The sequence below is a fragment of the Streptomyces sp. NPDC005791 genome (genome assembly GCF_042871485.1).
In the GTDB taxonomy this organism is placed as follows: Bacteria; Actinomycetota; Actinomycetes; order Streptomycetales; family Streptomycetaceae; genus Streptomyces.
Genome location: NZ_JBIAIP010000001.1, coordinates 789,029 through 813,378 on the forward strand (window position 1 = coordinate 789,029; position 24,350 = coordinate 813,378).

21 protein-coding genes, 1 tRNA gene and 3 pseudogenes are annotated in these 24,350 nt (G+C 70.3%); 12 read left to right on the forward strand and 13 right to left on the reverse strand.

Annotation, left to right across the window (positions count from 1 at the left end):
* The first annotated feature begins 55 nt into the window (after window positions 1-55).
* Together ACFYSH_RS03845 and ACFYSH_RS03850 are read left to right on the forward strand one after the other, a co-directional pair.
* A complete protein-coding gene (locus tag ACFYSH_RS03845) occupies window positions 56-1,756 on the forward strand; it encodes an ABC transporter ATP-binding protein (RefSeq protein WP_359470647.1) in 1,701 nt (566 codons plus the stop codon).
* Window positions 1,753-3,549, forward strand: a complete 1,797-nt coding sequence (locus ACFYSH_RS03850) for an ABC transporter ATP-binding protein (protein ID WP_359470645.1) — start codon at window positions 1,753-1,755, stop codon at window positions 3,547-3,549. Before ACFYSH_RS03845 ends, ACFYSH_RS03850 begins: the two co-directional genes overlap by 4 nt.
* On the opposite strand, the gene ACFYSH_RS03855 is transcribed toward ACFYSH_RS03850, so the two are convergent.
* A complete protein-coding gene (locus tag ACFYSH_RS03855) occupies window positions 3,518-4,168 on the reverse strand; it encodes a response regulator transcription factor (RefSeq protein ID WP_359470642.1) in 651 nt (216 codons plus the stop codon). The two genes, ACFYSH_RS03850 and ACFYSH_RS03855, sit on opposite strands and share 32 nt — an antisense overlap.
* Window positions 4,169-4,276: 108 nt before the next feature.
* Here ACFYSH_RS03855 and ACFYSH_RS03860 point away from each other — a divergent pair, with 108 nt between their 5' ends.
* Window positions 4,277-4,765 carry an ABC transporter permease gene (locus ACFYSH_RS03860; protein ID WP_388750775.1) on the forward strand — a complete coding sequence of 163 codons (489 nt, stop codon included), beginning with the start codon at window positions 4,277-4,279 and terminating at the stop codon, window positions 4,763-4,765.
* A gap of 327 nt (window positions 4,766-5,092) precedes the next feature.
* Here ACFYSH_RS03860 and ACFYSH_RS03865 read toward each other — a convergent pair whose 3' ends face one another.
* The 3 genes and pseudogenes from ACFYSH_RS03865 to ACFYSH_RS03875 form a co-directional block, all read right to left on the reverse strand.
* Entirely contained in the window at window positions 5,093-5,485 is a 393-nt protein-coding gene (locus ACFYSH_RS03865; protein WP_359470636.1) for a DNA-binding protein, read from the reverse strand.
* The gene (locus ACFYSH_RS03870; RefSeq protein ID WP_359470768.1) at window positions 5,485-5,736 is read right to left on the reverse strand and encodes a hypothetical protein; all 252 of its coding nucleotides are present in this window, start codon (window positions 5,734-5,736) and stop codon (window positions 5,485-5,487) included. The genes ACFYSH_RS03865 and ACFYSH_RS03870 overlap by 1 nt, the downstream gene beginning before the upstream one ends.
* Before the next feature lie 369 nt (window positions 5,737-6,105).
* Window positions 6,106-6,636: pseudogene (locus ACFYSH_RS03875) on the reverse strand (Txe/YoeB family addiction module toxin); the annotation flags it as partial.
* Window positions 6,637-7,023: 387 nt separating this feature from the next.
* Between ACFYSH_RS03875 and ACFYSH_RS03880 the strand changes: the two are divergent.
* From ACFYSH_RS03880 to ACFYSH_RS03890, 3 genes are all read left to right on the forward strand, one after another.
* Window positions 7,024-7,974 carry a hypothetical protein gene (locus tag ACFYSH_RS03880; protein ID WP_388750777.1) on the forward strand — a complete coding sequence of 317 codons (951 nt, stop codon included), beginning with the start codon at window positions 7,024-7,026 and terminating at the stop codon, window positions 7,972-7,974.
* A gap of 581 nt (window positions 7,975-8,555) precedes the next feature.
* Window positions 8,556-9,413 carry a S8 family serine peptidase gene (locus tag ACFYSH_RS03885; RefSeq protein ID WP_388750848.1) on the forward strand — a complete coding sequence of 286 codons (858 nt, stop codon included), beginning with the start codon at window positions 8,556-8,558 and terminating at the stop codon, window positions 9,411-9,413.
* 605 nt (window positions 9,414-10,018) lie between these two features.
* Window positions 10,019-11,191, forward strand: a complete 1,173-nt coding sequence (locus ACFYSH_RS03890; RefSeq protein WP_388750779.1) for a hypothetical protein — start codon at window positions 10,019-10,021, stop codon at window positions 11,189-11,191.
* A gap of 217 nt (window positions 11,192-11,408) precedes the next feature.
* Here ACFYSH_RS03890 and ACFYSH_RS03895 read toward each other — a convergent pair whose 3' ends face one another.
* The 6 genes from ACFYSH_RS03895 to eno all read right to left on the reverse strand — a co-directional run bounded on the left by ACFYSH_RS03895 (window position 11,409) and on the right by eno (window position 16,526).
* Complete coding sequence (locus tag ACFYSH_RS03895) at window positions 11,409-12,464, reverse strand: RNA polymerase sigma factor (RefSeq protein WP_388750781.1); 1,056 nt, start codon at window positions 12,462-12,464, stop codon at window positions 11,409-11,411.
* 115 nt (window positions 12,465-12,579) lie between these two features.
* Window positions 12,580-12,786, reverse strand: a complete 207-nt coding sequence (locus ACFYSH_RS03900) for a hypothetical protein (protein ID WP_359470625.1) — start codon at window positions 12,784-12,786, stop codon at window positions 12,580-12,582.
* Between the two features lie 504 nt (window positions 12,787-13,290).
* On the reverse strand, window positions 13,291-13,740 hold the full coding sequence (locus ACFYSH_RS03905; protein ID WP_388750783.1) for a peptidoglycan-binding protein: 450 nt from the start codon (window positions 13,738-13,740) through the stop codon (window positions 13,291-13,293).
* Window positions 13,741-14,144: 404 nt separating this feature from the next.
* Window positions 14,145-15,056: an SMI1/KNR4 family protein gene (locus ACFYSH_RS03910; protein ID WP_388750785.1), complete on the reverse strand. Its 912-nt coding sequence runs from the start codon at window positions 15,054-15,056 to the stop codon at window positions 14,145-14,147.
* A gap of 58 nt (window positions 15,057-15,114) precedes the next feature.
* Window positions 15,115-15,189: transfer RNA gene (locus ACFYSH_RS03915), tRNA-Trp, on the reverse strand.
* 29 nt (window positions 15,190-15,218) lie between these two features.
* Window positions 15,219-16,526: a phosphopyruvate hydratase gene (gene eno / locus ACFYSH_RS03920; protein WP_359470620.1), complete on the reverse strand. Its 1,308-nt coding sequence runs from the start codon at window positions 16,524-16,526 to the stop codon at window positions 15,219-15,221.
* Between the two features lie 163 nt (window positions 16,527-16,689).
* On the opposite strand from eno, the gene ACFYSH_RS03925 reads away from it, so the two are divergent.
* Window positions 16,690-17,112, forward strand: coding sequence for a MarR family transcriptional regulator (locus tag ACFYSH_RS03925; RefSeq protein WP_359470617.1), 423 nt, complete (start codon window positions 16,690-16,692; stop codon window positions 17,110-17,112).
* 33 nt (window positions 17,113-17,145) lie between these two features.
* On the opposite strand, the gene ACFYSH_RS03930 is transcribed toward ACFYSH_RS03925, so the two are convergent.
* Window positions 17,146-19,731, reverse strand: coding sequence for a glycosyl hydrolase family 65 protein (locus tag ACFYSH_RS03930; RefSeq protein ID WP_388750787.1), 2,586 nt, complete (start codon window positions 19,729-19,731; stop codon window positions 17,146-17,148).
* Between the two features lie 89 nt (window positions 19,732-19,820).
* Between ACFYSH_RS03930 and ACFYSH_RS03935 the strand changes: the two genes are divergently transcribed.
* Complete coding sequence (locus ACFYSH_RS03935) at window positions 19,821-20,303, forward strand: cupin domain-containing protein (RefSeq protein ID WP_388750789.1); 483 nt, start codon at window positions 19,821-19,823, stop codon at window positions 20,301-20,303.
* A 58-nt stretch (window positions 20,304-20,361) separates the two neighbouring features.
* Here ACFYSH_RS03935 and ACFYSH_RS03940 read toward each other — a convergent pair whose 3' ends face one another.
* Entirely contained in the window at window positions 20,362-21,720 is a 1,359-nt protein-coding gene (locus ACFYSH_RS03940) for a glycoside hydrolase family 18 protein (protein ID WP_359470608.1), read from the reverse strand.
* A 244-nt stretch (window positions 21,721-21,964) separates the two neighbouring features.
* On the opposite strand from ACFYSH_RS03940, the gene ACFYSH_RS03945 reads away from it, so the two are divergent.
* The 4 genes and pseudogenes from ACFYSH_RS03945 to ACFYSH_RS03960 all read left to right on the forward strand — a co-directional run bounded on the left by ACFYSH_RS03945 (window position 21,965) and on the right by ACFYSH_RS03960 (window position 23,957).
* Entirely contained in the window at window positions 21,965-22,717 is a 753-nt protein-coding gene (locus ACFYSH_RS03945; protein ID WP_388750791.1) for a GntR family transcriptional regulator, read from the forward strand.
* 383 nt (window positions 22,718-23,100) lie between these two features.
* Window positions 23,101-23,283 (forward strand): SPOR domain-containing protein, encoded by a 183-nt coding sequence (locus tag ACFYSH_RS03950; protein ID WP_359470602.1) that lies wholly within the window; start codon window positions 23,101-23,103, stop codon window positions 23,281-23,283.
* Window positions 23,284-23,326: 43 nt separating this feature from the next.
* A pseudogene (locus ACFYSH_RS03955) lies at window positions 23,327-23,434 on the forward strand (DNA mismatch repair protein MutT); the annotation flags it as partial.
* Between the two features lie 121 nt (window positions 23,435-23,555).
* Entirely contained in the window at window positions 23,556-23,957 is a 402-nt protein-coding gene (locus ACFYSH_RS03960) for an NUDIX domain-containing protein (protein ID WP_359470765.1), read from the forward strand.
* Between the two features lie 11 nt (window positions 23,958-23,968).
* Here ACFYSH_RS03960 and ACFYSH_RS03965 read toward each other — a convergent pair.
* Window positions 23,969-24,328, reverse strand: a pseudogene (locus ACFYSH_RS03965) (HAD-IA family hydrolase); the annotation flags it as partial.
* Between the last annotated feature and the right edge of the window lie 22 nt (window positions 24,329-24,350).

Below are 24,350 nucleotides of genomic sequence, written 5' to 3' on the forward strand. Positions count from 1 at the left end.
CGTGCGTCAGTCGCCGGAGAGCAAAGCCCGGGTTCCGGACCGTACGGCGGACCGCATGCTTCTGTCCACCACGCGGGCGGGCGGAACCTGGACCTCAGTCCTTCTCGCTACGGCCGTCCTCTCGACCACGGCCCAGATCCTGTTCCCGGCCCTCCTGGGCAAGGCGCTCGACGCCGCGATCGATGGCGGTGCGGTGAGCGGGTGGGTGATCGGCTGCTCCGTAGCGGTGGTCGCCATGGTCGCCGCCGACGCGCTGTTCGAGCTGGCCGCCGGCGTCGCGGCTGCTCGGGGCACAGTGCTTCTGCGGCGATCGATGCTCGGCACACTGCTCTCCTCGGACGGTCCTGGCCGGGCCCGGACCACTACCGGTGACATGGTGAGCGGACTGGTCAGCGGCGCGGCCGAAGCCGGGGGAGTCGCCGCCGTACTCGTCCGTACGGCACTGTCTGTCGTTCCCGCCGTGGGCAGCGTTGTCGCCCTCTGGCTCATATATCCCTGGCTCGCCGTCACCTTCCTCCTCGGCCTGCCGCTCATTGTCCTGCTCCTGCGGACCTTCACCCGCCACATCTCCGATGTCTCCTCCCGGTACCAACAGACCCAGGGCCGTCTGGTCAACGCTCTCCTGGAAGCCCTGGCAGGGAGGCGCACCATCGCCGCCGCCGGCACACTCGAAGCCGAGTCCCGACGTGTACTGCGCGAACTGCCCGAACTCAACCGCCTCGGCCGCGGCATGTGGCAGGCACAGACTCGGATGGCGGGCCGGAGCGCGCTGCTCACACCCCTCCTGGAGATCGGCGTTCTGTCCGTGGCCGGCTTCGCACTCGCCGCCGGACGCATCACCGTGGGAGAGATGCTGGCCGCGGCGCAGTACGTGGCCATTGGCGGCGGTCTGGGCATGACGACCGTGCTGCTCGGCAGACTCGCCCGGGCGAAAGCGGGAGCCGACCGCGTGCGCGAGGTCCTGGACCGGCCCGTCATGACGTACGGCGACAGGTGTCTCCCCGCCGGACCCGGCCGTCTGGAGCTGCTGGGAGTCGGGATCGTCGCCGATGGTGAGCGGGTTCTGGACGAGATCGATCTGACCGTCCCCGGGGGCACCTGCGTGGCGCTCGTCGGGGCCTCGGGTTCCGGGAAGTCCCTGCTCGCCGCCGTCGCGGGCCGTCTGATGGACCCGGACGCGGGCACCGTCACCCTCGATGGTGTGCCATTGCGGGCACTGTCCCACCACGAACTGCGCTCCGCACTCGGATACGCCTTCGAGCGGCCGGTCCTCTTCGGCGACACCTTGGGCGACGCGGTCGCGCGCGGCACCGGCCGGACTGGTGACCAGGTACCGACCGAACACATCGTGCACGCGGCCCGGGCCGCCGACGCGGACGGTTTCCTCCGCCGGCTCCCGGAGGAGTACCGGACGCCGCTGCCGGCGGCCGCCCTGTCCGGAGGGGAGATCCAACGCCTCGGCCTCGCCAGGGCGTTCGTGCACTCCGGCAGGCTCCTCATCCTGGACGACGCCACCTCCAGCCTCGACATGGTCACCGAGCACCGCGTCAGCCAGGTCTTGACCGGGGCCCTGCGCGACCGGACCCGGATCGTCGTCGCCCACCGTGCGGCCACCGCGGCCCGCGCGGACACCGTCGTCTGGCTGGACGGGGGACGAGTGCGACGTGTCGGTTCCCACCCCGAACTGTGGCGCACGGAGGCGGACTACCGACAGGTGTTCCGCGCCTCCGACGCGGTCCAGGAGGCCCGATCGTGAAGACTGGACCATCGGCCGAACCGATCCTCCCCGTGCTCCTCGCCCCCCTCAGGGCACACCCCGGCCGACTGCTCGCACTGGTCCTCTGGTCCCTGGGCGAGTCCGTTCCCGCCCTGCTCACCGGACATCTTGTCGCTCGCGCGGTCGACCAGGGGTTCGCGGAGGGAAAACCTCTGACCGGACTGGCCTGGCTCGCCGCGATGGGCCTGGCGGTCTTCGCCGGTGCGTGGGGGACTCGGCAGGCGTACCCCCTGCTCGCGGACTTCGTGGAGCCGTTCCGGGACGACCTGGTACGCACCGTGACGGACGGCGCTCTGCGCCAAGCGGTATCAGGACGGACAGCGGACGCCTCAGGGGCCTCCCGGCTCACCCTTCAGGTCGAGATGGTGCGCGAGGCATACGCCGGCATCCTCATGGTCGTCCGTGGGTTCCTCCTCACCGTGGGCGGAGCCCTGATCGGGCTGGGCTTCCTCGCACCCGCGGTCCTGATCGTCGTGGTCCCGCCGCTGCTGGCAGGAATCGGCCTCTTCCTGGCGCTCCTCGGCCGGATGGCCGGCGCGCAGCGGAACGTGATCATCGCTGATGAACAGGTCGCGGAGGCGGTCGGCGCCGCGAGTGCGGCCGGGCGGGACATCGTCGCTTGCGGAGCCGAGGACACCGTACGGGCGGAGCTGCTGACGCACATCGACGCCCAGGCAGCCGCCGGGCGACGGCTAGCGGCCATGATGCCCCTGCGGGTGCTCTGTCTGGCCGTCGCCGGGTGGCTTCCGCTGCTTCTACTGTTGATGGCGGCCCCCGGTCTGCGCGCCGACGGCATGTCCGTCGGCGCTGTACTGGGAGCGGCGACGTACGTGACGGGCGAGCTCCAGCCTGCGGTTCGTTCCCTCATCCAAGGGCTGGGTGGCAGCGGGCTGCGACTGGTGGTGGCCCTGCGCCGCATTCGCGAGGCGAACCCACCGCTGCTCGTGCCGACGGAGCTGACCCCGAGCGATCGAGGTGCACCTGCCCGCTCCGATGCCTACGCCGTGGAACTCGCCGCCGTGACCTTCTCCTACGCCCCTCATGCGGATCCGGTCCTCCGGGACCTGGACCTCACCCTGCCCGAGGACGGACATCTGGCCGTTGTCGGCCCCAGCGGCATCGGCAAATCCACGCTGGCCGGCCTGATCAGCGGAACGCTCCGACCGGACCACGGGGGCATCCGGATCGGAGGCCGGCAGCCCGGCGCCATGAGCCTGGCAGAACTGTCCGCCGTACGCGTGCTCGTGCCACAGGAGGCGTACGTGTTCTCCGGCGATCTGATCGACAACCTCCGCTACCTGCGTCCGGACGCCTCCGACCAGGAGGTGGTGGCGGCGGTGGAGGCGGTCGGCGCGGGCGCACTCGTCGCCCGGCTCGGCGGAACAGACGCCCGGATCGACGCCGACACGCTCTCCTCGGGAGAACGCCAGCTGATCGCGCTGGCCCGCGCCCACCTCTCCCCGGCACCCATCGCCGTCCTGGACGAGGCGACCTGCCACCTGGACCCGGCCACCGAGGCCCGGGCGGAGGAGGCGTTCGCCCGCCGCCCCGGATCACTGGTGGTGATCGCACACCGCATCAGTTCCGCACTACGCGCACGGCACGTACTCGTCATGGACGGCACTCGACTGGCGAGCGGCACACATCAAGAGGTCTTGGAACTCTCGCCCTTGTACCGGGAGATGGTCGGCCACTGGAACGGGGACGGGCACGAGCGACCCACCGAAGATGTTGCGGCGGTCAGAGCCAACCGGCCTCGGTCGCGATCCTGATCGCGTCCACTCTGCTGCGGGCATGCGTCTTGGCCGTCGCCGACGCCAGGTGGTTGCGCACCGTCCCGACGGAGATGTAGAGCTGCGCGGCCACGTCCCGGGTCGAAGCTCCCTGCGCGGTGAGCCTCAACACGGACACTTCGCGGGGGGTCAAGGGATTCTCCGATGCCGCCGCGGCCGCGAGTGCCAGCTCCGGATCCACCACCCGTTTCCCCTGCGCCACTGACCGGATGTCCTCCGCGAGTTGAGAGGTCGGGGCATCCTTCCGAAGGAAGCCCGAGGCCTGGGCGGAGAGCGCACGGCGTACATGTTCCGGCCGTGCCACGCTGGTCAACATCAGCGTGCGGCACGAGGGAAGCCGGGCGTGCAGTTCGACGGCGGCCGTGATTCCGTCCGTTCCGGGCAGGTCGATGTCGAGTACGGCGACGTCCGGCTGATGACGCAGAGCGGTGGGAACGATGAGGTCCCCGCTTTCCACCGAGGCCACGATCTCGAGATCGGGTTCCTGGGAGAGCAGCGCGGTGAGTGCCTGCCGGATCAGGGGAGCATCTTCGGCCAGGAGGACGCGTATTGGGCCGCCTTCCGTATGAGTGTCCCAGACGGCTCTGTTGTGTGGCATGTGTGCGCTCCTGGTGATCGTTTCGTGGTCGAGGTAATGACACGGCACGTGGAGTTGGTGCGCAAGGGGGAGGCCGGTCGATGTCGCGGCCTCAGGGCGGCACGGTGGATGACGGAGGGCCCTGCACGGCACGGTCCGAACTCGTGGCGTCCGCGGTCGATCACTTCCCACCAGGACGCTGCCGCCGTCAACACCGGTACCGCGTGGAACGCGGTCTCCAGTCGCGCGTCGGCACGTTCAGTTCGCCGTGGCGTCGGTGTCAGCAACACCACCCTCGTCTCCGTGATGGAACGCAGGGCAGAGATCGGAGTCCGCCGGGCCGTGGGAGCCGGTCGGGTGGCCATCGCCGGACAGTTCCTGATGGAGAGCGGCATCCTGGGTCTGTTCGGCGGGGTCTTCGGCGCGGTGGTAGGTACCGACATCACCCTCGGAGTCGCCCTGGTCCAGCAATGGGTGATCGTCCTCGACCCGAGGATGGCTCTGGCCGGACCACTGCTCGGCATGCTGGCAGGCATGGTCGCGGGCCTCTACCCCCGCACTCTCCGCAGCACGCGTGCCCCCGGCGGAGGCATTGAGGGGCCGACGGCCGACGGGTAGTCCGATGCGCCTTCGATCGGCAGCTTGATGCCGCGCACGAAGCGCTCTTGCGTGGAGACGACTTCATTCCCGCTCGCCGCGTCACAGCCGACCATGACGTCAGGCGGGTGCGCCCGCTCGGTTCGGGCTGTGGACTTCTACGCCCGGCCGGCCCACGCGTGGTGGGAGCGTCGGCGGGTGGTGATGGAACGGGCGCTGTGTCCGGTGTCGGGTCCGTGGCGGGAGTGAACGGGTCCGTGGTGGCCGTTGGCATCGATGCCGCGACGGTATTGCCACGCAGTCGACGACCTTGGTGACGGGTCTGGCTGGTGCGACCGCGGTCGGCGTTCAGACCTTGACGATCTCTACGGCGGGGCCGCACAGGAGCCTCATGTCCTCGGGATCGGAGGTCAGGACGGTGACTGGCTGGGGTGCGGTGCGGGCGATGACGGCGAAGGCGGCGTCGATGGCGTACGTGTGGCCGTGGAGGCGGTGGCTGCGCAGGAGGGCTGCGGCCTGGTCGGTGATCTCCTTGGTGACGTCGTGAACGTCGACGCGGGAGAGGACCCACTTGATGCGGGCGGGGTGAATGCGCTCGTAGTCGGCCTCGAGGGTGGTCATGGTGCTTGTGGCCACGCGGACGGCTTCCTCCGATGCCGCTTGGACCAGGGCCATCACGGCGCGGTCCTTGCGGTAGAGCTTCGAGAGGCCTTCGCTGTCGAGCAGTAGGGTGCCGGGCATCAGGCGGCGGCCCCGCCGGTCTGTCGGTGGTCATGGCGCAGCAGCGTGCGGGCGGCTTCGACCTCCTCGCGGGTGAGCTCGTCATTGTCGGTCTCGAAGTCGGCGACGATCTCCCGGAGCTTGTCCATGGCGACCCGTTGTTCGAGGGCTTCGGCAACGTAGGAGGAGAAACCGCCGGGCCCGACGTGGGCGCGTGCGGCTTCGGCGAGGTCCTCGGGCAGGCTGATCGAGTACTTCTTGCTACTACTCATGGTGCTGATGCTACCGGTGGTCGCAAGTCTCTGGGTGTAGATGGTCGTGGCCGCGCAGACTGCGCAGACGGGCATCCGTCCGGTCCGCAGAGAGTCCGCAGGACGCTCGTGAGCGCCCGTCGCAGACCAACGCGAGCCAACGGAGAAATGGCTGACCAGGGCTCCGGAGGGGGTTCCGCCGCAGGTCGGGATCAGCCCGCAGGCATTCGCTTCACCGTGTAGCGGGTGATATGTCGCCACGCCGATGATCGGGCACACATGCAGGTCAGATAGGGCCCGACCCTTCGCAGTCGGGCCCTTTGTGTCTTCCGTGCCGGGATGGGAGAAGGGCCCCCGTGCTGGGTGAGCGTGCGGCTCCAGTACGTCACCGCTCACCCGGTGCACGAGGCGGTGTTCCTCGGTGATGCGCCGCGAGCACCAGCCCTTGAGTGCGCCCTTCAGTATCTCGGGCTTCCCGAGGCCGTTGCCGTCATCGGGATTGCGCTGGATGTCCGCAATCAGGACGTTGACGCGTGTGAGGGTGCGTCGGTCGGTCACGGCCCACTGCGCGTACTGCTCCCGCGCGCGAGTGGAGGCGAGATCGCCGGGAGACGGGAGACGGGAGACGGGAGACGGGAGCGCGGCGGTCTTCGACTGGCTGCGCGTCACCTCCCTTTCGACTGCGCCCGGTAAGGCTGGACCGCCCCCTCGACGTCGTGGCCGGTCAGTCCGCCCCGGGGGCTCCACAGCTGACGAGCGTGCGTGGCGGCAGCCAAGTCGGTTGTGCTCCAGGGGTGTTCGCGTGGGGACGCGAGCCCGGGACGCGCCAGGCGGCATGGGATGTGGGCCGGGATGCGGGTCGGGGAGGGTGGGAGGACCATGGGAGGTGGGTGGAACCGGGGCCTTGGTCATATCGGGCATGTACGGGTCCCCCGCGGGGGCGGTGGTACGGCCTGCATCCCATCTGCCGCCTTCCTGGTGCCGGAAGTGGTGGCGACCGGAAGTGATGGCGATGAGTGGCGAGGACGAGAGCCCCGATCGGAACGCTCAGGCCGAAGCAGCCGCGGAGCGACCGTTGCACAGGATGCGCATCCCCGGGTTTGTGACCGGTGACGAAGAGGTGGGGCTGGGCGACGTGGTCAAGCGGATGACGAACGCGGCGGGAATTCGCCCCTGTGGCGGTTGCGAGCAACGAGCCGCTGCCCTGAACGGGTGGGTGGCGTTTTCGCCCGGGCGCGGCCGGCGTAACTGACGGCGACTCACCGAATGCCTCAGGAAGGCTTGAGGGACTTGAGGGAGAAGTGACCCATGGAGATCGAACAGAATGACGTGCTGACAGGTCAGTCCGACGAGCGCGATGACGCGCGGATGGGGGTCGCGTCGGCCGAGGACGCCCCGCTCACGCAGGCCGCATGTCACTGCTCCGAGGCACCCCTGTCCGCCGTGGAGGAGGAGCAGTCGGCGGAGGGCGCCCGGGCGGAGACAGCAAGCCCGGGCTTCGTCTACGCGTTGGGGCAGGTACAGGTACGTTTCCCGAGTTTGGGCGTGGAGAAGGAGTTCGCCCAAGTCGTCGGGCGCGCCGAGCCGCCGGATCTGACGGACGAAGAGGTGCTGCACCGTGTGCTGTCTGACCCGGACAACCGTTACCTGGTGAGGCAACTCTGCTTCGTGCTGTCCATTCGAGGGGTCGAGACCTATGTCCTGCGCCCCCGCGACTCGGCAGGGTACGACTTGTTGGTCGACGCGATCCGTCCCGTGAGCAGCCCGTCGGACCTCGATGTGGTGATCGGTACCCGAGGGCCTGTCGCTCCTCCCGAGCTGTGTAACGGCCTGACCGTTCCGGTGGTTTTCTTCGAGCAGATCTATTCCTTCGCCAGCGGGGAGTTGATCGCAGCGGTCGAGCGTCCTGACGAGATACCCGCCAAGAAATTCGAGGTGGCGTCGGAGAAGCTTTTGGACAGGCTTCTTCAGCTCGGCGACAACTGTGGTGCCACTGATGGGCATCGTGCCATGAATTACGTGACCGTCCGGAATGCGAAGGTGTATCAGGAGACGGTCAGGGAGTACGCGAGGGGATTCCGTTTGAGTGCCGTTGACGTCGTCCCGTCACGACTCGGTGGAAGTCGGAAGATACTGGACGTCGTATTCTCCTACTCCAGTCGCAAGACCGAGGTGACGGAGAAGTCGTTCCTGCGGGTCGATGCCACTGAGATGTTCCCCTTCACGAGGACCAACTGGTCTCCCTATTACGACAGATGATGCGTAGGTGGAGGTGGGCAGGGATGGGTATTCCTGGCTTCGCCGGTGACGCGGCGGTTTATCGGAGCAGTCGCGGCTACTGGGTCAATCGGCGCCGAGCCCCGCTACGGGATGAGCGCTTGGTTCCACAGCTGGAATCGTTCTGCCAGATGGAATGCAGAGTGGAGTGTGAAAATCACAACGACTGTCACACGTCTCTCGATCCGGCTGCCTGCATGGACCGTTGTATCAGTGACTGCGTCGACATATGTGAAGGCATGGCTCCGGGCTAGCGCCCAGGAAGAGGTGATGATCATGAGGATCCCAGGATTCACCGCTGAATCGGCGGTGTACGGGACGGGGGCGACGAGAAGCCGTCGACTGTCGCATCCGGGGGCCGGGCCGGACGGGGACCGGATCATTCCGCAAGGTCTCTGTGAGATCGAGCTCAGGCCGGTGTGCCGCAATCGGTGCAGGCGTTCTTCCAATCCGCAACGCTGTGTGACGGAGTGTCTCGACGACATGTGCTCGCCGGATTACTACGACAAGCACCCCTGGTAGGACCGATGGATCCGCTGGCTCTGGTCGGGCTCACGCCCCTGATGGGGCGGACTCGCGGCAGGCCCGACGTCGGTGTCGGGCTGATCGACGGAAAGGTGTCACGGGATCACCCCGATCTGCGGGGTCATCCCGTGCGGGAACTCCGGCCCGCGCCAGAGCCCGGATGCGGTGCGAACGATGGCTGCTGCGCTCACGGAACCTTCGTCGCCGGAATTCTCAGCGCGCGACGGGGGTCCGCGGCCCCAGGCATCTGTCCGCACTGCACCCTGCTGTCGCGCCCCGTCTTCACGTCCCGCCCAGCCGCTCCCGGTGGCACCCCGGTGGGCGGATGCCTCGCCGGAGCGCGGGCCGAGGAACTGGCGGAGGCCGTCGTCGACACCGTGGACGCGGGTGCCCGGGTACTCAACCTCAGCCTCGCGCAAGCGGAGCCCTCCGGGGCTCGGCACCGCGTACTGGAGGAGGCGCTGGATCATGCCGCGTGTCATGGCGTGATCGTCGTGGTCGCCGCGGGCAACCAGGGCACACTCGGCACCTCGGTCATCACGCGGCACCCCTGGACGATCCCGGTGATCGCCTGTGACGGCGACGGATGGCCGCTGAGCCTGTCCAACCTGGGACCGGCGATCGGCAGGCGGGGGCTCAGCGCGCCGGGCAGGGGCATCGTGAGCCTCGGCGTCGGCAGCAACGCGGTCGGAAGCACCGGCACCAGCGCGGCCGCCCCCTTCGTCACCGGCGCCATCGCACTGCTGCTCTCGGAGTTCCCGTCAGCACGGCCCGCCACGGTGCGCTTCGCAGTCACCCACTCCGCCACCGCCGGCCACGGTCGGCGTGGTTCGGTGGCCCCACCGCTGTTGGATGCCTGGGCGGCGTACAAAGCTCTGTGCCTGGACGGTGGGTGACGCGTTGCCCCGGCCATGAAGGGCCCGAGCCTTCGGCGGCCCAGGTACGCTCGCACTCCCACCTTCCCCGGCCAGACCATCGGCTCCTCGTCCGCGCCCGGGCCCGCCGCTTCTCGGCGACCTCCGCCGCCACGTGCAACATCAAGCGTTCCTGCTCATGCGAAGTCAGGTGCACAGCCACATCATTTCCGGACACCATGCGGTGTAGGCGGCTCGGCGGCGTCGGCTGCGCGGGCCGCAGCGGGGTTCGGGCCGGTGCAGCGGGCCGGAACGCGTTCCTGCCGTCGACGCGCGGGCGCCGGCCTTCCTCCACCACCTGTCCGGCGGCCCCGGTGCGCCCTGCCGAGCCCGAAGGCCCCTCGGACTGTGCCCTTTCGGGCACCACCCTGCTCTCCGCAGGATGGCGACGAAGGGCCTCCCGGCCCCGGATCGCTGCCCTGACAACAGTCCTTCCGCCTCTGGGCGTACGGCTTCGGTGAGCCGAGGCTGGAGGGGGCCGCTCTGTTCGTATCCGTGTTCCCGCCGCTGACGACGTCACGCGGACACGGCGCGCGGCCCGGAACGCGAAGGGTCGGCGGCTGCCGACCGCACTCGACGGAGGCATCATGCACGCGAAGGACCCCTCGCGGACGACACCCCGGCAGGTCCCGGCTCCGGTGACCGCCGACCGGCCTCGGAACAACAGGCCGGACCAGCACGCCACCGGGCTCCCGGGCACCCTGGCGCACCTCCAGCGCAGTGCGGGCAACTCCGCGGTGACCCGCGCCCTGACGCGGGCCACGACGGTGCAGCGGTACGCCCAGGGGCCGGACGCCCACGGCTTCGACAAGGTCTCCGCGAACGGTCTGATCGCGCTGCGTGACAGGCGGACGGCCTACGCCGACGCCGCGCTGATCCAGCGGGCCGCCGCCGAGCTGGACGCCCAGGAGCGGGTGGCGATCACCCTGGAGCCCGGGGACACCGTCACGGTCGGGGACCGGACCCTGCACCAGGTGCTGCCCGTCTACAAGTCGGAGGACCGGGCCAGATCATCGGTCACCGCCGCCGGCCAGGACGCGGGCGACGCCGCGTTCGAACCGGTCCGCGGGGACACCGCGGAGATGCGGACGGGCAAGCGCGACGCCTATCTGCAGCATGTGGGCAGGGCGCCGAAGCTGGCCCCCATCGTGATGCTGACCGAGGAGATCCACAAGGCCGAGGGCAAGGGTGCGGGGGCCGCCAGTCTGGTCAACGACCTGTACGGACGGGCCAACGGCCTGGCGAACAGCGTCATGGGGGGCGGCTGGCTGCTGCAGCAGTTCAGCGACAGCACCTTCCCCACGGGCCAGACCCTGGCCAGCGCCAAGGAACTGCTGAAACGAGTGTCCGCCGACTACCTCAACGGCCTGAATTCCGTCGAGGCCCGGGAGGCGGAGGTCGAGACGCTGATGATCTCGATCCCCAACGACTGCCAGGGCACCGCGCAGCAGCTGATCGGACGGCCGCCCGGCGGGCTCGGCACGGTGCGCGACAATCCGGCAGTCGGGGAGAACCACTACATCAACCTCAGCAACCGCCAGGGCGGCGCCTGGCAGAACCACTTCGCCGCCGTCCTCCTGCGCGACGGCGCCGACTCGCTGTCGTACGAGACGGCCGCCGACTCCTACGCCAACATGCAATGGGGCAAGTCACTGGGCTACTTCGCGCTCTACGGCGCCGCGGGCACGGAACAGTCCTTCGCCCATGTCATCGGCCAGGAGAATGCGGCGCGCGGCGCGGAGCGAGCACACGCCGAGTGACGGTGGGGGCGGCTGACCAGCACGCTCCCCGGGGGCCGGCACCGACATCATCCGTCGGCTGAAGAGTGGTGTGTTGCCGACCGGACGGCGTGAGCAGGAAGGATGCCAGGGCCCAGGTGGCGAGCAGGGGGACGTACGATGCGCGCCCAGCGCCCAGCCCCCAGCGCGCGGGCGCCTCGGGCGACGTAACGCCTCATGGCCGGCCCGCCGACCGTCGTCAGGGCCGGTGACCGGCGTCGCGCAGTCCGGCCGCCGGCAGAAGGGCGGTCGGCTTGTCGGTGGCGATGCCGGACGGTACCGACGTCGGCTCCACGGAAGTGACGTCGAGCGCGTCCACCGGAAGAACCGGTATCGCCGTGGTGCCGGCCGACGGCAGTACCGGTGCCAGTCTGACGGGCCCGATCTCGATCCGCGCAGCCGTCGGGACCTGCGGATCACGCGTCGCCGGCGCGCCGACCCCATCGGGCCGGGAGGTGAACTGGTCCGCACGGTCGACCCGCTGCGGGGCCGGGGAGGAGGACGGCGCGTGCGGATGCTCGGGGGGCGCTTGAGGCGCGGGGGACTGCGTGGCCGGGGCGGGGCGTGAGGCGCCGGCCCTCGGTGGGCGGTCGTCCGGCCGGTCGGGGGGAGCGGCGGGCAGGGACAGCCCCACCGCGGCGACCGTCACGGCCGCCGAGGTCGCCACTGCCGACTGGGCGACGCCCGTGCGCGGGAACCTGCGTACGAACATCCAGGCGGTCATGGTCAGAGTGAGGCTGCCGGCCAGGACGGTACGCAGTGAACGTCGGGCCCTGGCGAGCAGCGACTCGGTCGCCCGGTAGCTCAGCCCCATGGCCTGGGAGACCTGTACGACATCGAGGTCCTGGGACTGGAGCCGTAGCGCCTCGGCCTGGCGGGCGGGCAGCAGTTCCGCGCTGCGATCGGCCAGCCACCTGGCCTCCGCCCGGTCGCACGCCACTTCCTCGACCGGGGAGGGCTCGGCGGGGGCGACGTAAGGGCTCGTGCTCAGCTCAGAGTCGCGGGCGACCTGGCGGTGGCGTTCGGCGCACGCGCGTACGGTCGCGTGCCTGAGCCATGAGCGCACCCGGCCGTACTGGACGTCAGGGTCCTCCACCGCGCGCAGCATCGCTTCCTGGACGGCGTCCTCGGCCTCATCGAGGCTCGAAGACCGGCGGCGCGCGATCTCCAGCAGCTCGTCCCGGTGGCTCCAGACGAGCTCCCACCGGTTTCCGGGCGCGGGCGGACGGCGAGTCGTGTGTGGGCGGTCCCTCACGTGCGAAGCCTTCTGGTCCATGGATGCGGAGTCCGATGTGCGTCGCTCATGGTGCCCCACGGCCCCTATGCCCCGCGCCTTGGACGGCATCGGGGCATAGGGGCTCGGCGTCGGATCAGGCCGAGAGCGTGGAGGTGGTGCCGAGCCCGGCGACACCCAGCACGTCGACGCCGGCGGCGCCCGAGAATCCCGCGGAGAGCGAGGAGAGAGGCGTGGCGAGGGAGACCTCGCCGGCCAGGCCGCCGGCGACGACGCCGCCGGAGACGGCGTCCAGGTCCGCGTCGGAGATTTCCTGGGTCTGGATCTGGGGGGCGGAGCTCATGAGTGAATTCCCTTCACGTTAATTCCGTATGGCTGGGGTCGACTCCGTCAGGAAAGAAGTCCCTCGCCGTTGTCACGGTTGCGGCGGCTTCCGTGGTGTGAAGGATGAAAGCACGTCAGGGCGTTACGAGGCCACCCACCCGGTAGCCCTTCGCAGTGCTTTTTCCCATCGAATAGCCGGTGAGGTCACATCGGTTCATGGACCGATACGGTTTCTTCACCGGACCCATCGACGGACTTTCCGTCCGTCGAATCTTTAATACGCCTCGAATGGGACATTGTTCGCGATCCGCGTGAGGGGCTCGCTTCGTGCGCAGAGGGGTGCCGGAGGCCGCGGTGCTCCTGCGTGTGACATGTGGAGATCCGTCGCAGGCGCCCGGAGGTCGGGCCCGGCACCGCTCCCGGCCGACCGGCGTCGGCTGGTCCGGGCGCGCCCCGGCCCGGCCCGCCGGGTCGTTCACGACGCCGGGGCCGGGAGGCGGGCCGACCCCGGCGGGCCTTCGGTTCAGGTGCAGTTGATCCGCGATCCGGTTTCCAGGCTGTAGTTCGCCCACACCATCGCGCTGCGCGTATTGCGCCCGTAATCGCCGTCGGCCGTCACGCCCACCTTCTTCTGTACGGTGATGAGTGCGGATTCGGTGAGGTCTCCGTAGACCCCGTCCGTCGCCAGCTTGTATCCGTAGCAGGCGTTGAGGTTCTTCTGCAGGGCGGTGACTGCCGAATTGCTCATCCCGCGGTCCAGCCAGCAATTGCTCGTGTTGGAGGCGGCGTAGGGAATGTACTTGTACGAGGTGGGATTCGTGACCTTGTTGTAGATGGTGGCCCCGCGGCTGCACGCGGGATCGGCCGCGGCGATGGCGGACGGCGCGCCGACGGCGGCGCCGCCCACGAGTCCTGCCAGCAGGGCCCCCACGGCCACGGCCGACCTGGTGCGTACGTCCCGAATCCTGTTCAACACTTCTCCACCTTCCAACGTCCGGGCAGACAGCCCGAGTTACCGGCTTACCTGTACGCAGTGACTGTTCCACGTCGGCCGCCCCGGGGGGCGGATGTGGAAAACACCAGGGTCACTGGTTCGAGGGGGCTTCGCCCGGGAGCGCTTCGGCCGGGCCCGGGCGACCACATGAGGCACACTCCACCAGCAGGCGGCGCACGGGTGCGCCGGGAGCGGCCGGTTCCGGCGTGGCGGGGAGCGCGGGCGGGGGTTTGTCGACGAGGCGGTGGCGTATGAGCCTCCCACAGGGGCAGCGCGTCCCGCAGCACCCGCCATGCGGCGTCGGTCGCCCCCCAGCGGGCTGATTCCCGGGCCTCGGCGACCGCCTGGCCCCAGGGTCCCGGAGGCGCGTGGCGATGGGTGCGTCACGCATCGCGCTCAGTACGGCCTCGGCGGTCTCCCGGGCGGCACCTCGGGCAGCCATCATGCCGAGCCAGTGGTCGTCCCCGCCCAGTCGCCATGGCCTCCACGGGCAGGACCTCGGGCAGATGGCGCGGATCGGCTACCAGGAGGCCGTAATCCTGGGAACTGCGTGGAGCCCGCAGGTGCTGGATCTGGTGGAGCAGGGCGGCGCTCCGTGGCCGTCCGAAGGGCAGTGCCTCCTCGAGCAGGGGCAGTGCCTCCTCGTGGCGCCCGCGCAGGGCCAGCAGACGGGCCTCCTCGACACGGGCGTCCTGAGCACGGGTGGTCGCGTTCACGAAGTCGGGCCGGTCCACCCGGGTGGAGTGGAAGTGGCGGTACATCGCCTCCATGTACGCGCGGAACGACGGGTAGCGGTCCGGGTACTCACCGCCCCAGCCCTTGTGGACGTAGAGCGCCCACTCGCCGTCCTGGTCACTGTCGCCCGGGTCGAGCAGGGCGTAGGACATGTCGGAGTCCGTCTCGAGCCGCAGTGCCCGCTGCCACATCCCGGCGAGCAGGACGTCCTCCTGGCGCGGATCGTCGCCCAGATTCTGCTCGCAGAGCCGGGTCATGTCGTACGGGTCCTGGAACCAGTCGATGTCCGCGGCGCCACCGAGCTGATAGATCGCGGCCATCTGGTCCACGTGCCACGCGTCGCTCACCGCCAGGAACTGCCGGTAGGAGGGCGGCAGCCTCCGCCCCAGCCGCCTTTCGGCCGCGACGATCGCCGTCTCGTCCGCGCCGGGTCTGCCCGGGCCGACGAGGGCCGGCTCGTCGGCCTCGTCCTCCTCCTCGTCGTCACCGTCGGCGCGCGGAACCCACTCCTCCTGCCAACGCCCAAGGACGTCATGCCAGTTGAAGGCTTCACCGTTCATGGTCGGATGCTGTCGCCCGGCACCGACAACGGCAGCGGTCCCTGTCCTGGACCGAGGGCGGAACCGGCCGGATTCGAACCGGCGGCCTCGCGGTTTTGGAGACCGCGCGCGACGACCTCTGCGCTACGGCTCCGCCCGGCCCGACATGCTACTGCCCGCCGTTCACGCCCGGCGCAGTGCGGCGCGGCCCGCGAAGCGGGCGGCGTCGCCCAGCTCCTCCTCGATCCGGATCAGCTGGTTGTACTTCGCCGTGCGGTCGGAACGGGAGAGCGAGCCGGTCTTGATCTGACCGCAGCCGGTCGCCACCGCCAGGTCCGCGATGGTGGTGTCCTCCGTCTCGCCCGAGCGGTGCGACATGACAGCCGTCCAGCCCGCCTGGTGGGCCGTGGTCACCGCCGACAGCGCCTCGGTCAGGGTCCCGATCTGATTGACCTTGACCAGGACCGAGTTGCCGACACCGGTGCGGATGCCCTCGCGCAGCAGGGTCTCGTCGGTGCAGAACACGTCGTCGCCGACGAGCTGGCAGCGGTCGCCGACGCGGGAGGTCAGCTCGCGCCAGCCGTCCAGATCGTCCTCCGCCATCGGGTCCTCGATGGAGACGACCGGGTAGGCGTCGATGAGCTTGGCCAGGTAGTCGGCGTTCTCGGAGGGGGTGCGGCGCACGCCCTCGCCCGCGTAGTCGTACACCCCGTCGCGGAAGAACTCCGACGACGCCGGGTCCATGAGCAGACCGAAGTCCGTGCCGGGGCGGTAGCCGGTGCGCTCGATGGCGGCCATCACGAAGTCGAGCGCCTCCTCGGCGGTACGCAGCGCGGGCGCGAAACCGCCCTCGTCGCCGACGCCCGTGGAGTGCCCGGCGGCCAGCAGGTCGCGGCGCAGGGTGTGGAAGACCTCGCTGCCCATGCGGACGGCTTCGGCGAAGGTGTCCGCACCCACGGGCGCGATCATGAACTCCTGGAAGTCCAGCGGGTTGTCGGCGTGCGCGCCGCCGTTGAGGATGTTCATCATCGGGAGCGGCAGGAGGTGGGCGTCGGCGCCGCCGAGGTAGCGGTAGAGCGGCCGGCGGTGCGCCGCCGCGGCTGCCTTGGCGGCGGCGAGGGAGACGCCGAGGACCGCGTTGGCGCCGAGCCGGGACTTCGTGGCGGTGCCGTCGAGGGCGATCAGCGCGGCGTCGAGACCCGCCTGGTCCGCCGCGTCGCGGCCCCGCACGAACGCCGCGATCTCTCCGTTGACGTGGGCCACCGCGCGGTCGACGCCCTTGCCGTGCCAGCGCGCGGGGTCTCCGTCCCGCAGTTCCAGGGCCTCCCGGGCACCGGTGGAGGCGCCGGAGGGGACAGCCGCACGCCCCGGGGAACCGTCCGCCAGGACGACGTCGACCTCGACCGTCGGGTTGCCCCTGCTGTCGATGATCCGGCGGGCTGTGACGGTCTCGATGGAGGCGTTGACGGAGCCGACTGCCTGTGTGGACATGGGAGTTCCTTCCCGTTGTCATGTGTCCGGCCCTGGCTGCGACAACGCTGGCGCTGAGCCCGACAACGCGCGACTGTACAGCAATGCTGCTCAGTTTGGCTGTACACTCCTCCGGTGCAGGTCAGGGCACAGGTATGCCCTGAGCGCCGGGGTAAAGTGCCCTATGCCCACCTCGGAAGCCGCCGCCATCGCCGCCGAACTGCGCACCGCGATGGGCAAGCTCACCCGGCGCGTCAAACACGAGGACCGCATCCCGCTGAGCCAGGTCGCCGTGCTCGGTGCGCTCGACCGTGACGGCGCGATGACCACCAGCGATCTCGCCGCCGATCAGCGCGTACGCCCCCAGTCGATGGCCCGGGCGGTGGGGCTCCTCATGGAGCAGAACCTGATCACGCGCCGGGCCCACCCCACGGACGGCCGCAAGTCGCTGGTCGAGCTGTCGGAAGCCGGCCGGGCCGCGCTCGAGGCGGAGCGCGGCCGCAGAGCCGGTTGGCTCGCGCAGGCCATCGAGGCCGAACTCACCGATGAGGAGCGGGCGGTGCTGGCGCGGAGCGCCGCCCTGCTGGAGCGGCTCGCGACCCGCTAGGCCGCGCCCGCGCAGTCCGTGGCCGGCGATGGCCTAATCGCGTGTGGTGACGGTCAGTCCGGTCACCCCCGTCGGCTTCTCCGCGTCCGCCGAGCGGACCGTGAGCCTGACCTGGCGGGCCGTGGTGCCCGGTTCGTACGGCTGCCAGCTGCGGCCGTCCAGGGAGGTCTCCAGGGTGTGGGAGGCCGGTGCGATGTCCGTCCAGGTGGGCGTGAGCGAGGTGAGACGGGCCGCCTCGCGCAGGACCACCGTCAGCGTGCCCGTCGCACCGTCCGGGGACCAGGACGTCGACGGGCTGCCGTCCACCGCCGCCTCGGCGTACAGGCCGGGCGCCTCCGAGGTGGCCGTCGCGGGGCGGCAGCGGGCCGCGTCGGTCGTCGGGGTGAGGTCGGGGCGCCGGGTGGGGAGGGTGAGGGTGCCGGAGAGTCGGCGTGGGCCCGCCGGGGTGTGGACGGTGAAGGGCGCACCGGCCGTGAGCCGGACCGTGGTCGTCCGGGGGCCGACGGCGATGTCGTACGTACGGCCCCGGTAGCGCAGCCCCGTCAGCTGCACGCCCTCGCGCAGTTGCGGGGGCAGGAGCGGGTCGAGGCGTACGCCGTCCTCGCGCAGCCTGAGACCGGTCAGGCCGTGCGTGAAGACCTGGAGGAGCCCGCCCTTCCCGGTGAGGAAGTCCTCGGCGGGGAAGCCCGACAGCGGATCCTCGGCGCCGGACTTCTCACCCCGCGCCTCGGAGAAGAGGTTGTAGGGACCCCGGACGAACGGACGTACCGCACGCTGGAGGTACGTGTACGTGGCGCAGCCCGGTCCGCCGATCTCGGCGGCGTCGATCGCGTGCACCGAGTCGGTCATCGCGGGGCCGTCCGGGTCGGTGCGGGCGGCGTAGTAGTCGAGGGTGGCCGCTGCGGCGCCCTCCTCCATCGGCCACTCCAGCGGGTAGAGGAGCAGGACCGTGTCGGCCTGCTTGATCGTCGAGCCGTTGTAACCGGCGTACTGGAGGAACAGCTTCCGCTCGGCGTCGTACGGGATGCGCAGTCCGTCGGCGACCCGCGTCCAGCCCGCGGGTGCCTGGTGGCCGAGGAGTGCGGCGGCGCGGGTGGCGTTGCGCAGGGCGGTGGCCGCTACCGCGTTCGTGAAGACGCCGTCCGTGACCCCGTTGCTGTACTCGTCGGGGCCCGCGACGTTCTTCACCGAGTAGCTGCCGTCGGAGTTCGCCGTGGCGCGCGACTGCCAGAAGTCCGCGATGCCCTTCAGCAGCGGCCAGCCGCGGTCGGCCAGCCAGGCGCGGTCACCGGTGGCGAGGTAGTACTGCCAGACGGCGAGCGCGATGTCGCCCTGGAGGTGGTTCTGGGTGAGGCAGTGCGGCGGGTCCCAGCTCTGGCACTCGGAGTCCAGGCGCCCCTCGCTCGCACTCGTCCAGGGGTAGAACAGCCCCTCGTACCCCAGCTTCTCGGCGTTGGCGCGGGCGGCGGTCCGGGTGCGGTAGCGGTACTCCACGACGGAGCGGGCGAGCTCGGGGCGGGTGGCGAGCAGCCCCGGGTACATCCAGGTCTCCGCGTCCCAGAACACCATGCCCGCGTAGTTGTCGCTGGTCAGCCCGGCCGGGGCGATGCTGTCCGACGAACCGGGCCGGGTGTTGGCGAGCAGCCCGTACTGCGCGGCGCGCAGCCAGGCCTGCAGATCCGGGCTGCCCGGCGTCCTGATGTCGGACGCCCACGCCTGCCGCCAGGCCCGCGCGTTGCCGGCGAGGACCCCGGACCAGCCGCGCCGGGCCGCACGGTCCGCCGCTGCTCCGGCGGAGGCGAGCGGGGCGCGGGAGGTGAGGGCGGTGTCGACGCCGACGTACTTCTCGAAGGTGTACGAGCGGCCCGCCCTGACCCGGGTGGTGCGGGCGCTGTCGGTGCCCCGCTGGACGATCGCGCCCCGTGTGCCCGTGCCGAGTGTGCGGAACGTGCCGTCGTCGGCGACCGTGACCCGGCGTGCCCCGCGCGCGTCCAGCCGGCCCGTGACCGTCGCGGTGCCGCTCCAGTGCGGGGTCATCCGCAGGCGTACGGCGCCGGTGTGCACGTCCGAGCGGTCGGCCAGCACCTCGTAGGTCAGGTCGGTCGCGCGTCCGCCGGCCGTGGTCCACCGCAGGGAGGTGACCACGACGCCGCAGCGCAGGTGGAGGGTCTGGCGGTAGTGCGAGATGCGGCCGGCGGGCGTGGCCGAGCCGTACGTCTCGGAACCGACGCGTACGTCGAGCGTGGTCCAGGACGGCAGCGCGGCGATCACCTCGCGGCCCTCGGCGAGGTCCTTGTCGCGGGCGTACAGCCCGGAGACGAAGGCACCGTCGTACCGTGGTGTGTAGAGGGGCCAGCCGGTCCTCTGGTCCGTGGCGGCGTATCCGGCGCCGGTGGCGGGCACCCGGTGACCCAGGTAGCCGTTGCCGACATAGGGGTCGTATCCGCCGGCCTCGCCGAAGGTGGTGGAGGTCGGTGTCCATGAGGCGTCGGAGGGGGATTGCGTCCTGCCGCACACCGGGTCAGGGACCGGCCCGCCGGCGTGCGACAGCGGCGGCAGGGGGAGGACCAGGGCGCCCGCGATCAGGGGCGCGAGAACTGAGATGCGCTTGAGGCTCACCGTACGAAGGTAGGGAAGACCACGCCGCCGGTGCGGTACCGGCGCGCGGGACGAGCGGACCGGTCCAGGACCGGGGCAGGGAGAGCGGCATGTCGTATCCGGAACCCGTCTACACGGACGGCGCGGGCGAGATCAGTGCGCAGTACCGGCCGGCGGACACCGCCCCGGAGTTCCTGACACGCAGTGGAGGCAGCACCCACTACCTGGCCACGTCGGAGTCCACGCACGGCGAGTTCGGGCTGTACCGGATCAACATGGGCCCCAGGGCGGGTGGCCCGGCCGAGCACTTCCACCGGTCGATCTCGGAGTCCTTCTTCGTCCTCGACGGGACGGTGCGGATCTACGACGGCGAGCAGTGGACCGACGCCACGGCGGGCGACTTCCTGTACGTGCCCCAGGGCGGCCTGCACGCCTTCCGCAACGACTCCGAGGAACCCGCGTCGATGCTGCTGCTCTTCACACCGGGTGCGCCCCGCGAGGAGTACTTCGAGAAGGTGGGGAAGGTCTCCGACTGGCCGGAGAAGGAGCGGGCGGAGTTCTTCTTCAAGCACGACACGTACTGGACGGGCTGATTCCAGGTGTGCGGACCGTGCGGGGCGGCTGCGCCCCGCACGGTCACATCGCCAGCCCTCAGCGGCGGCGCAGCCCCCGGTCGACCGCGGTCATCAGCTCACCGTCGTCCGTGTCGCCGTCCAGCGACCAGAACATCGCGCCGCCGAGTCCCCGGTCGCGGATGTACGAGGTCTTGGCGCGCAGCACCTGTGGGTCGTCGTACGTCCACAGGGTGGTGCCGTCGAACAGCCACGCATGGCCGTTGCGGGTGTCCCGGTGCACCGCGAACCGCCCGGACGCGGCCAGTTCCTTGAGCGCCTTGTAGTCCTCGTAGCCGGCGGCGTACGTGGCCGGCGCGGGCGCCGCCGCGGGCTGTCCGAGGCCGTCACCGCCCCCGGTGACGCCTGTCCATCCCTGACCGTAGAACGGCATGCCCATCACGAGCTTGCGGGCCGGGGCGCCGCGCCTGATCCAGTCGCGGACCGTCTGGTCGACGCTGAAGTCGCCCTTGGCGCGCAGCGCGGACTGCTGTGCGGTCGTCGTCTCGCCCGAGACGTGGAAGTCGTAGCCCTGGAGATTGACGAAGTCGAAGTCCCGCATGATGCGCGGCACGTCGAATCCCGCGTCGATCTTGGACGGGGCGGTGGGGACGAAGGCGGACAGCTCGTAGTGCTTCGGCTCGGCCTTCCCCTTCCGGCTGCTCTTCGCGTAGGCGTCGAGCTGGGTGCGGAACTCGTGCACCAGGGCCGTGAAGTTCTTCTTGTCCTCGGGGCGGTACACCGTGTCCGTGTCGCCGGCCGAGCCGGGCCACTCCCAGTCGAGGTCGATGCCGTCGAAGAGGCCGGCCGCGGCTCCCTCGCCGCCGCGTGCGCCGTCCACGGGCAGATCGCCCTTGATGTACAGGTCGAGGCAGGACGAGACGAGCGCCTTCCGGGACGCGGCGGTGCGGGCGGCGTCCGAGAAGTGCGTGGACCAGCTCCAGCCGCCCAGGGAGATCATCACCTTGAGGCCCGGATGCGCGGCCTTGAGCTCGCGCAGCTGGTTGAAGTTGCCGGCGAGGGGCTGCGTGTCCGAGTCGGCGACGCCGTCCACCGACCCGGCGGCGTCGAGCGGACGGGCGTAGTCCGCCCAGGCGTCGGCCTCGCCGGGCACGTTGCCGGTGAAGCACCGGCCTTCGGCGCTGACGTTGCCGAAGGCGTAGTTGATGTGGGTGAGTTTGGCGGCGGTGCCACTGGTGTCCAGGTCCTTGACCTGGAAGTCACGTCCGTAGACGCCCCATTGCGTGAAGTAGCCGACGGTGCGGTACGCGCGGTCGTGGTGGCCCGGACCCCGGTCGTGGCCGGGTACGGCGGTGGCGGTGGCTGCGGGTGCGAGGCCGGCCAGCAGGGTCAGGGCGCAGGCGGCGGTGGTCAGTCCGGTCAGGGTTCTTCGGCGCATGGGGCTCGTTCCTGTGCGTGGTCCGGAGGGGCAGCTGGAGCCGTTGCTGTGCTGTGTGCACAGGAAGGTATTGGTCTGGACCAAAAAGGGTCAAGGGTGTGGGGGGTGTCCGGCGCGCACCTGGCCCAGGTATGCGCTGGTGAGGGCGGAATCATCACTTCGAGTGAAACCCTGGCCTGCGCTTGCGGGACTCAACCCACGGTTGCCACGCTGTAGCTGTCTGTCAACCTGTTGGGAGTGGCCTGTGGCTTTCGGTGAGCAGCCCGCCTATCTGCGCGTGGCGAGCGATCTGAGGAAGAAGATCGTCGACGGCGCGCTGCCGCCCCATACCCGCCTGCCGTCGCAAGCGCGCATCCGCGAGGAGTACGGGGTGTCGGACACCGTGGCGCTTGAGGCCCGCAAGGTGCTGATGGCCGAGGGGCTTGTCGAGGGGCGGTCGGGCTCGGGCACCTACGTGCGGGCGCGTCCGGTCCCGCGCCGGATCGAGCGCTCGGGCTACCGGCCGGGAGGCGGGGCCGGCCCGTTCCGTCAGGAGCAGGCGGCGGAAGGGATGCGGGGAACCTGGGAGTCCCGCAGTGAGCAGGAGGGGGCGAGTCCCGAGATCGCGGAGCGGCTCGGGATCGAGCCGGGCGACCGCGTGATGCGCACGGGGTACGTCTTCCGGGAGTCGGGGGAGGCGATGATGCTGTCCACGTCCTGGGAGCCGCTGGCCGTCACGGGGCGTACGCCGGTGATGCTGCCAGAGGAGGGCCCGCTGGGCGGCTGCGGCGTCGTCGACCGCATGGCGGCGATCGATGTCGTCGTGGACAACGTGGCCGAGGAGGTCGGTGCGCGCCCCGGGCTGGCGGAGGAGCTCCTGGCGCTCGGTGGGGTGCCCGGCCATGTGGTGATCGTGATCGGACGGACGTACTACGCGTCGGGGATGGCCGTGGAGACGGCCGACGTGGTCGTCCCCGCCGACCGCTACAGGATCGCCTACCATCTGCCGGTCAGATGACGGCAGGGGCGGCCGTGGGCGGTGACGGCGCCGGTCCGGCGGTGGTGACGGCCGGGGCGGGCGGACCATCCGGCGCCGTGACGCGGAGCCGGTGATCCCGCACCGTACGTGAAGGTGACGGTGGCCACCCTGCGTCTTGTCATGCTCTGGTCGATGGGTGGCCGACGGCGGGCGTTCGTCGGCCGCCTGTTGGCGGAAAAGGGGGCGCATTCGCGGAGTGCGCCCCCTTCGGTATGGCCGGATGCGTATCTCTTTGTGTAAACACGCATCCGCTGAGTAAAGGTCAGGCGTACGCTCGGGCATATGCGTACTGCGGTTTCCTGGGGATCCTTAGAGACGTGCACGCCGACGGGGAGAGGAGCGGGATGCTGGGGAGGAACATCATGACGGACAGCGGCGCCGTGCTCCCCTGGCTGGTGATCAGGCAGGACGACAACGGCAACAGGTACCGCGTCGGGCGTTACGCGACGCAGGACGAGGCGCAGAAGATCGCGGACGGCCTGGGCCGTCATGGGCACGAGCAGCTCTACTGGGTGGAGAGAACGAGCCGGAGCGCGCGCCCGTAGGGAGGGCCGGGCCCGGGCGGGACCACCGGCTACGCTCCGGCGCATGAGTGATTCCGTGGTGGTGGCCGGAGCCGTCTTCGACGGCGGGCGGCTGCTGGCCGCCCGCCGCAGTGCCCCGCCGGAGCTGGCCGGGCGCTGGGAGCTGCCGGGCGTTCATTAGGCAAGTCGGTTGTCGGGAGTGGTGGCGTCGGTGAGTGTCGAGCGCCGTCGGTTCGTGGCTCCGCGCCGGTAGGGTCCTTCTCGGCCAGTTTTGGGGCGAGAGGAAAGAGGCGCTGCCGGTGCTGATCGACACGGTGGCATGGGTGCGGATCGAGGGCGGACGGATCCTGTGCGCGCGCCCGCGCGGAAAGGACGTCTTCTACATCCCGGGGGGCAAGCGAGAGGGCGCGGAGACCGACCTCGAGACACTCGTGCGCGAAATCAAGGAAGAGCTGACGGTCCTGATCGACACGGAGACCGTGGCCCACGTGGGGACCTACGAGGCAGGGGGCCCCGGCCTTCCGGACGGCGCGGTGGTGAGGATGGCCTGCTACACCGCCGAGTTCACGGGCGAACTGCGCGCCAGCAGCGAGATCGAGGACGTGGAGTGGTTCTCGTACGCGGACCGGGACCGGGTGCCGCCCGTCGACCAGCTGCTCTTCGACGATCTCAAGTCCTGGGGCGACCTGATGTGATGGCAGCCGGATCAGTTCCGAGGTGACGTCTGCAGCACCGGCGTCAGAGCCGCCTGCAGGTCGCCGACGGATCGATACAGCACCGTGGTCATACCAAGTGCGGCGGCCGCTTCGATGTTCTCCGCTCGGTCGTCCACGAAGAGGCATCGCTCTGCGCGTACGGAAGCCCGTTCCACCGCGGTCTCGTAGATGCCGCGGTCGGGCTTGGCGATACCGATGAGAGAACTGCTGACGACGCTGTCCGCGAGATCGTCCAGCCCGAGCAGCGCAAGATCCTGGTCGAGCCAGACCGGTGCACTGGTGATGAGGATGAGCGGGCAATGCGCCCGCACCTGGAGGGAGCTCGTCGAGGAGGTCACCAGGTATGGATAACACTGACCTTGGTCACGCTGG